The organism is Fluviicola sp., from assembly GCF_030151805.1.
Taxonomy (GTDB): Bacteria; Bacteroidota; Bacteroidia; order Flavobacteriales_D; family Crocinitomicaceae; genus Fluviicola.
In genome coordinates, this window is sequence record NZ_JASLCN010000055.1 from 1 (window position 1) to 7146 (window position 7146).

7 protein-coding genes are annotated in these 7146 nt (G+C 41.2%); 3 read left to right on the plus strand and 4 right to left on the minus strand.

All coding sequences use genetic code 11. The features are described 5' to 3' along the window. The coding region (locus Q1V93_RS02145; protein ID WP_300660806.1) for a hypothetical protein at positions 1-542 on the minus strand (542 nt) is incomplete at its 3' end. A gap of 15 nt (positions 543-557) precedes the next feature. Next, a complete protein-coding gene (locus Q1V93_RS02150) occupies positions 558-1079 on the minus strand; it encodes a metallophosphoesterase family protein (protein WP_300660808.1) in 522 nt (173 codons plus the stop codon). A 223-nt stretch (positions 1080-1302) separates the two neighbouring features. Between Q1V93_RS02150 and pdhA the strand changes: the two genes are divergently transcribed. The 3 genes from pdhA to Q1V93_RS02165 all read left to right on the plus strand — a co-directional run bounded on the left by pdhA (position 1303) and on the right by Q1V93_RS02165 (position 3968). Next, positions 1303-2355 carry a pyruvate dehydrogenase (acetyl-transferring) E1 component subunit alpha gene (gene pdhA / locus Q1V93_RS02155; protein WP_300660810.1) on the plus strand — a complete coding sequence of 351 codons (1053 nt, stop codon included), beginning with the start codon at positions 1303-1305 and terminating at the stop codon, positions 2353-2355. Positions 2356-2375: 20 nt separating this feature from the next. Further along, on the plus strand, positions 2376-3650 hold the full coding sequence (locus tag Q1V93_RS02160; RefSeq protein WP_367183768.1) for a pyruvate dehydrogenase complex dihydrolipoamide acetyltransferase: 1275 nt from the start codon (positions 2376-2378) through the stop codon (positions 3648-3650). Positions 3651-3776: 126 nt separating this feature from the next. After that, the gene (locus Q1V93_RS02165; RefSeq protein ID WP_013687512.1) at positions 3777-3968 is read left to right on the plus strand and encodes a cold-shock protein; all 192 of its coding nucleotides are present in this window, start codon (positions 3777-3779) and stop codon (positions 3966-3968) included. A gap of 27 nt (positions 3969-3995) precedes the next feature. Here Q1V93_RS02165 and Q1V93_RS02170 read toward each other — a convergent pair whose 3' ends face one another. Together Q1V93_RS02170 and Q1V93_RS02175 are read right to left on the minus strand one after the other, a co-directional pair. Continuing rightward, positions 3996-4769, minus strand: a complete 774-nt coding sequence (locus tag Q1V93_RS02170) for a hypothetical protein (protein WP_300660813.1) — start codon at positions 4767-4769, stop codon at positions 3996-3998. Next, the coding region (locus Q1V93_RS02175; protein ID WP_300660815.1) for a hypothetical protein at positions 4769-7146 on the minus strand (2378 nt) is incomplete at its 5' end. The genes Q1V93_RS02175 and Q1V93_RS02170, both read right to left, overlap by 1 nt.

The following is a 7146-nucleotide window of genomic DNA, read 5'->3' on the forward strand; positions in this document are numbered from 1 at the left end:
ACGATGTTCAGGTTATGAGCGCTGTCACGGTAAAGTCCTGCAATATCCAGGCTGGTTCCAAAAGCTGTATACGAATCTAATTGAGAGTATAAAATATTCAGGGTGGCTCCAACCGACATGCGTTCATTGAATTTGTGCTGGGCACTTGCGCCGAGAATAAATTCACCGGGAGTAAAGGTTCCTAAATTCGTTCCGTCAATATCCGTTCGCTGCATTTTACCGTAGGAAGCGTAGCGGAAATGCACCATTCCCATTGTTTTGCGGATTTTTCGGGCATATGTTAAAGCACCGGTATTCACGCCGCTTGTCAGGATGGATTGATTGAATCCGAACCTTCCGTGCATTTGATAATTCATGATCGCCGGGTTGTTCAATCCCAAATTCTGGTCGTTATCGTAAATGGTGATGGCGTCTCCGCCTAAACCCATTGTCCGGGCATTGTATTGGCTGTTTAGATTCTGAAAGGCATGAATTCCTCCCGTTTGAGCAAAAGAAGCGAGTGGAAGAAGAAATAGTAATATGAGTCTCAGTTCGTTTTTCATATGTGGCAATAACGTTTAATTTTTGTCTTCATTGTTCAAACTTGATCTTTTTCCAAACTCGATGACTTCCATTTGTTCCACTTTGGAGCCGTTGATCTGAAATCTGAGTGCTGTCTGAACCGAATGAAAACCTTTATTTCCGCAAGCTCCGGGATTCAACCATAAGAGGTTTTTACTCTTGTCATATTGAACCAGAAGAACATGCGAATGTCCGCATACAAACAAAGCAGGTTTACTTTTCCTGATAAAATCCACAGCGTGTTTGCTGTATCTTCCCGGTCTTCCGGCAATGTGCGTTATGGAAACCATCACATCTTCTATTTGAAAAGTCAGATCTTCCGGGAATTCCGAACGGATCTGCTGGTCGTCAATATTTCCGAAAACTGCCCGCAGGGGTTTGAACGCTTTAAGCCGGTCGGTTACATCAAGACTTCCGATATCGCCTGCATGCCAGATTTCATCCACATCTTTGAATAATTCAAAAACGCGTTCGGGAAGAAAACCATGGGTGTCAGACAATAAACCGATTTTGACCATTTTCAAGATAGAATTCTGACAAAACTACACATTTTGTCAAATTGAAAATGGAGAATTGAAAAGAAGAGAAAGCATGACTTTCGGTAAGAGACAAATGTTTATGCTGTCAAGAGGGGATAAACCCTTTTCAATTTTAAAATTCTCCATTTTCAATTCAAGCTTTGGCTTCTATCTACGTACTTCTTTTTATATTTGTCCGTTAAACAAACAAAAATTGGTAAGCATGGCTACGAAAACAGCTTCAAAACCATCAAAAACAACAAATAAAAGTGCTTTAAAAAGCACCGCTAAGTTCTCAAAAGAAACATACATCAAGTGGTATAAGGATATGCTTTTGATGCGTCGTTTTGAAGAAAAAGCAGGACAATTATACATTCAGCAAAAATTTGGAGGATTTTGTCACTTATATATCGGTCAGGAAGCAATCGTTGCCGGAACTGTCAGCGCATCAAGACCAACTGATTCGCATATGACGGCTTACCGTGATCATGCTCATCCAATCGGATTAGGAACAGATGTTCGTGTATTGATGGCCGAATTATACGGTCGTTCTACAGGTTGTTCCAAAGGAAAAGGTGGATCTATGCACTTCTTCGACAAAGAGAAGAACTTCATGGGTGGACACGGAATCGTTGGAGCACAAATTCCAATGGGAACGGGTGTTGCTTTTGCTGAGAAATACAACGGAACAGATAATGTGGTGTTCGTTTCAATGGGTGACGGAGCTGTTCGTCAGGGAGCATTGCACGAAACATTCAATATGGCGATGAACTGGAAATTGCCGGTTATTTACATCATTGAAAACAACAACTACGCGATGGGAACATCCGTTGAACGTACAACAAACGTGACGGATTTATCTAAAATCGGTGATTCTTATGAAATGCCTTCGAAATCCGTTGACGGAATGTCGCCGGAAGCAGTTCATGAAGCAATCGAAGAAGCAGTTGCAAGAGCACGAAGAGGAGACGGACCAACCTTATTGGATATCCGTACTTACCGTTATAAAGGTCACTCCATGTCAGATCCGCAAAAATACCGAACGAAAGAAGAGGTAGCAGAGTGGATGGAACAGGATCCGATCGAACATTGTTTGAAAATGATCCAATCCAACAAGTGGTTGACTGCAAAAGAAATTGAAGAAATTGATGCATGGGTGAAAAATGAAGTAGAAGAATCAGTGAAATTTGCTGAAGAATCTCCCTATCCGGATGCAGATGATTTGTATGAAGACATCTACCAGGAACCGAACTACCCTTACATTATTGAATATTAATAGATTATTATAGATCGCAGATGGCTGAAATCATTAACATGCCCAAATTGAGCGACACCATGACAGAAGGTGTTGTTGCGGAATGGCATAAAAAAGTTGGGGACACTGTAAAGTCAGGTGAATTACTGGCTGAAATTGAAACCGATAAAGCAACGTTGGAATTCGAATCATTTTTTGATGGTGTTTTATTACACATTGGTATCGAAAAAGGAAAACCGGCTCCGGTCAATTCCCTATTGGCAATCATCGGTGAAAAAGGCGAAGATATTTCCGCATTATTGGCTTCTGCCGGAACGACAGCTGCACCTGCTGCTGAAGAGAAGAAGGAAGAAAAAACGGCTGAAGCAGAACCTGCGAAAAAAGTAGAAGAAAAAGCACCGGCTGCCGTAACTTCTGCTCCGAAAGCTGCACCAGCTGCGGTATCAAATACAGCATCAAACGGACGCATCCTGGCTTCTCCGTTAGCTAAAAAACTGGCTGAAGAAAAAGGAGTTGATTTAAGCTTCATTTCCGGAACCGGAGAAGGAGGAAGAATCACGAAACGCGATGTGGATCATTATGTACCTTACGATGCACCTGCAAGACCTGCCGGTTCTTCGGGAGCTTCATTGAGCGAATCGTTTGTAGATGAGCCGGTTTCTCAAATGCGTAAAACGATTGCACGCCGTTTGGGAGAATCCAAATTCACAGCTCCGCATTTCTACCTGACGATTTCCTTGGATATGGACAATGCAATTGCAGCCCGTAAGGCAATGAACAGCAACGAAGGGGTGAAAGTATCTTTCAACGATATGGTGATCAAAGCAGTTGCAATGGCATTGCGCAAGCATCCTGCAATTAATTCATCCTGGTTAGGAGACGTAATCCGCAAAAACAGTCACATTCACATCGGTGTTGCAGTTGCAGTAGAAGACGGATTGCTGGTTCCTGTAGTTCGTTTTGCAGACAGCAAAGGCTTGTCTCAAATCGGTGACGAAGTAAAAGTATTGGCTCAAAAAGCAAAAGATAAAAAATTACAGCCGGCAGAATGGGAAGGAAATACTTTCACCATTTCAAACCTGGGAATGTTCGGAATTGAGCAGTTCACTGCAATCATCAATTCACCGGACAGCTGTATCATGGCGATCGGCGGAATCTCTCAGGAACCGGTTGTTAAGAACGGACAAATTGTGCCTGGAAACATCATGAAAGTAACACTTTCCTGTGACCACCGAGTAGTGGATGGAGCAACAGGAGCTGCGTTCCTTCAGACGTTTAAACAGTACATGGAAAACCCGGTTATGATGCTGGTTTAGAAATTGATAAGTCAATAAAAACGCCCCTCAGACGAGGGGCGTTTTTATTTTTAGTGATATTTTTTTAAATAAATAGTTCGTATTCAATTTATTATTACATCTTTGTTTATCAAATAAATTGAGAATATGAATAAAGGAACTATTAAGTTCTTTAACGAAACGAAAGGTTTTGGTTTTGTTAAAGAAGATGAGACTAACAAAGAGTATTTTGTACACGTTTCTGGATTGGTTGACAAAGTAAATGAAAACGACGCTGTTACATTTGATTTGGAAGAAGGAAGAAAAGGATTAATGGCTGTTAACGTGAAACACGCATAACTATATAAATATTTTCTTTGAAAAACCTCATTCGGAAACGGATGAGGTTTTTTTGTTAAATGACTTTCGCTGCTTGTACGAAAAACGTTTTTCTCCAAGGATCAATAAAACTTTTAATTGAGGAATTTTATTTTTTTGAACGGTTGATTGATCCAGTTCAATTGAGTAACCGAAAGCAGCAATATTTTTCTCACTTAGATAACGATAGACCTTTTTTCTGCTCAGTTGATTGCTGATGTGTTTTTGAATTTCTTCGTAGCTGTATTCTTCCAGGGCAATTTCTTCCGGTTCCGGATTTTCCACGGTCTTTTTAGCTTTGTGCTTTCCCTTGTATAAATTGTATCCGCCGGCAGGACCTTTTTTATTGTAGTGAAATTGCCCTTTTGTTTTGACCAGCGGAATTTCAAAAGAGATAGTTTCAAGCAGCCCGAAATTGCACCTGGAGCCAAAAAAGATCCGGCGAATCCGTTTCTCCAAACGTTTTTTTCGCTCCGGATTTACCGGCATAAGCGAATGAATGTGTTTCGCGCAATAGGTTGCCAAATCCGTTAAAACCAAACTTTGTTTCAATGTGTCGGCCCTGTTTTTGTTTGCGTTTTTCAATAGCTGATTCAGAATCAACCCGATCTTTTCCGTTGAATCGGAAAAATAGTTGTATTTCCCCGAAGCTGCAAAGTCGGACCGGAACGCAAAAAGCGAATCCTTGCGTGGAAGCTGACAACGCGCTTCGCGAATAAACTGTCCCTGCGCTCCGCAGAGAACAGAAACAGGTATGAAAAGGATTAAAACAACGAACTTCATCAGATTGAAAGAATTGCTTTTGAAACTTCCTGTGGAGTTTTATCCCGGATATCGATCAAAGTGATTTGTTTAATCGTTTCACCTCTTCCGGGTTTTGCAACCCCTAATTTTTTGTCTCCTAAATTGAAAACAAGGTACGTGGTTCTGAAACAATTGATCGGATTTTGAGCCGCTGTTTCGAGATAGAAATTCCTTACAGGATCAACCGTAATAACAGTAACGGGAGTTTTGTATTTTTCTCCGTTCTGATCGATGAGCTGGGAGCCGGTTCCAACAAAGTATTCCCCGCGTTCCCGCATGAAGAAATCGCAGTTTATCAATCCGAAACCGGTCAGCCCGAAATTCAAACGATTCGGGCTCTCCCGGAAATTAGGATTCAATGAGAGATTAATTTGTGCTACTGCACGATTAATCAAAGACTTTCGTAATTGTATTTCGGCGATTTTCAATTGCTCTTCCACACTTTTTTCGTACGCTTTTTTCTCTTTCAGATCTTTTGCGCTGTTGATTTTAAAACTGGATTCGAACTTTTGCGTATTCAGCTGAATTTGCTTGTTGGAAGTTCCGCTTAAAGCAACCGGAAGATTGACTGTTGAATCCCTGTATTTAAAAATCAGGCGGTAATTATCATGAAGCGGATCAGGAACAATACTCAGGTTATTCATTAATCGGGGAATAAACATTCCGGATTGTCGTTTTCTGAGCTTTCTGCTGCCCCGGGGGCTTGTTTCTTTTTTCATCACCTGAAGCTGTTTTTTCATTTCCGGATTAACGATGGTGTCGATGATCCATACTTGTCTGGTCATCGCATTCCCGCTGTAATTGTTCCTGTTTTGAACAACCATGCCGCCGTTTTGTTGAATCGGGAAAAATTGGGAACGAAGCGAAATTTTAGTTCTGTCCAAACGTGAAAAAGTGGGGTGAATAGAGAATATACGGTCATTAACAGAACGGATAACCAGATTTTTGAGGTCCAGTTTATTGATTGAATCGGTAACCCGTTGAATGCGTGAGGCTGTATTTTGAGTATTGACCGTGTCAGAAATCGTATTCCATTTGGAAGTCTGAGCATTGAAAACAAAAAGTCCGCCTTTGTTTTCCGGTTGTAAATCTCCCATTGAAACCTGAATCGGGTTGGCCGGATCCGGCTGAAGAGTTTCCTTGTTTTCTCCCTTTGCTTCAAAGCGGAACATGCCATTCGAAGCAAAAATTTCTTCCTGGTTGTTTTCCGTAAAAGTCATCGGAATTCCCGCCAAAGCCATTTGAAAGGGATCATCATAAACAGTCAGCTCAATGCTTACTTTTCCGGAATACCGGTTTCCTTTCGAGTCGAGAAACGCATTGGATGGAATTTCAAACGACACATTTTTTTCTGTAATCGAGGTGGCTTTATCGGATGATAATGAAACCATTTTTGCCGGAATTTCCATGAGTGATTCCAAGCTGTTGGAAATCATGTTCTTCGTTATATCGTTGGTTGCCGTGATGATTTGGGTGCCCGGCAGCTCTTGCTGCAATTGAGCAATCTGGTTTACATCCAAACTGGTTTTAGAAACATCGAGCACACTTAATTTTTTCAAAGGAAATAATTTCGGAATTTCAGTTTCTGCAATATGGTTGAGAGTCAGAATGCTTAAAGACTTCATTTTTTGAAGAATTGCAGGAATGGATGAATTCATCAGCTCCAATTCAGATACCTGATCAAATTGGTTTACATTGTCATTGGAAAGCCAGTTTGACGAATGGGCGAAAGCCACTTTTCGGGTAGTTGGGAAGCGTGTGAAATCAATTCCGGAGGGTTTTTGAACATTTGTCAATTCCAGACGCTCCAGGTTCATTTGAGAAAGGTGTTGAATGCTTTTTGAGCTCAATTGATCTCCGTCTATCGCTAAATCTTTCAAGCGTTTGTTTTCGGAAATGCTTAAAACGAGGTTGTTGGTACTTAACCCGGAATTACCGGAAATATCCAGTTTTTCCAAAGACCAGAGAGCTCCCAGTTCAGTTGCCTGAAGTTTGATTTCATTTTTGGAAAGATTGAGTTCCTTTAAATTGGACAGATACATCATTTCCACCGGAATGTTGATCAACCGGTTATCCGAAATATTTAAGCGAACCAGGTTTCCCAAACTTTGAAGTCCGGACCAGATAAATGACAATTGATTGCTGCTCAGATTCAGTTGTTCAAGATTCGGAAAAGCTTTTCCGATCGCACCGATTTTCCAGGGATTATAGGAGCAATTCGACAAGTTGAGTTCTTGCAGGGACGGAATAGATGCCGTTTCGGAAACTTCCATGACCGGATTGTAGGACAAATCTAATACTTTGAGCAGCGTGAAACGGTTAAAACTACTGTCGATGACCGTAAAAGAAGCATTCC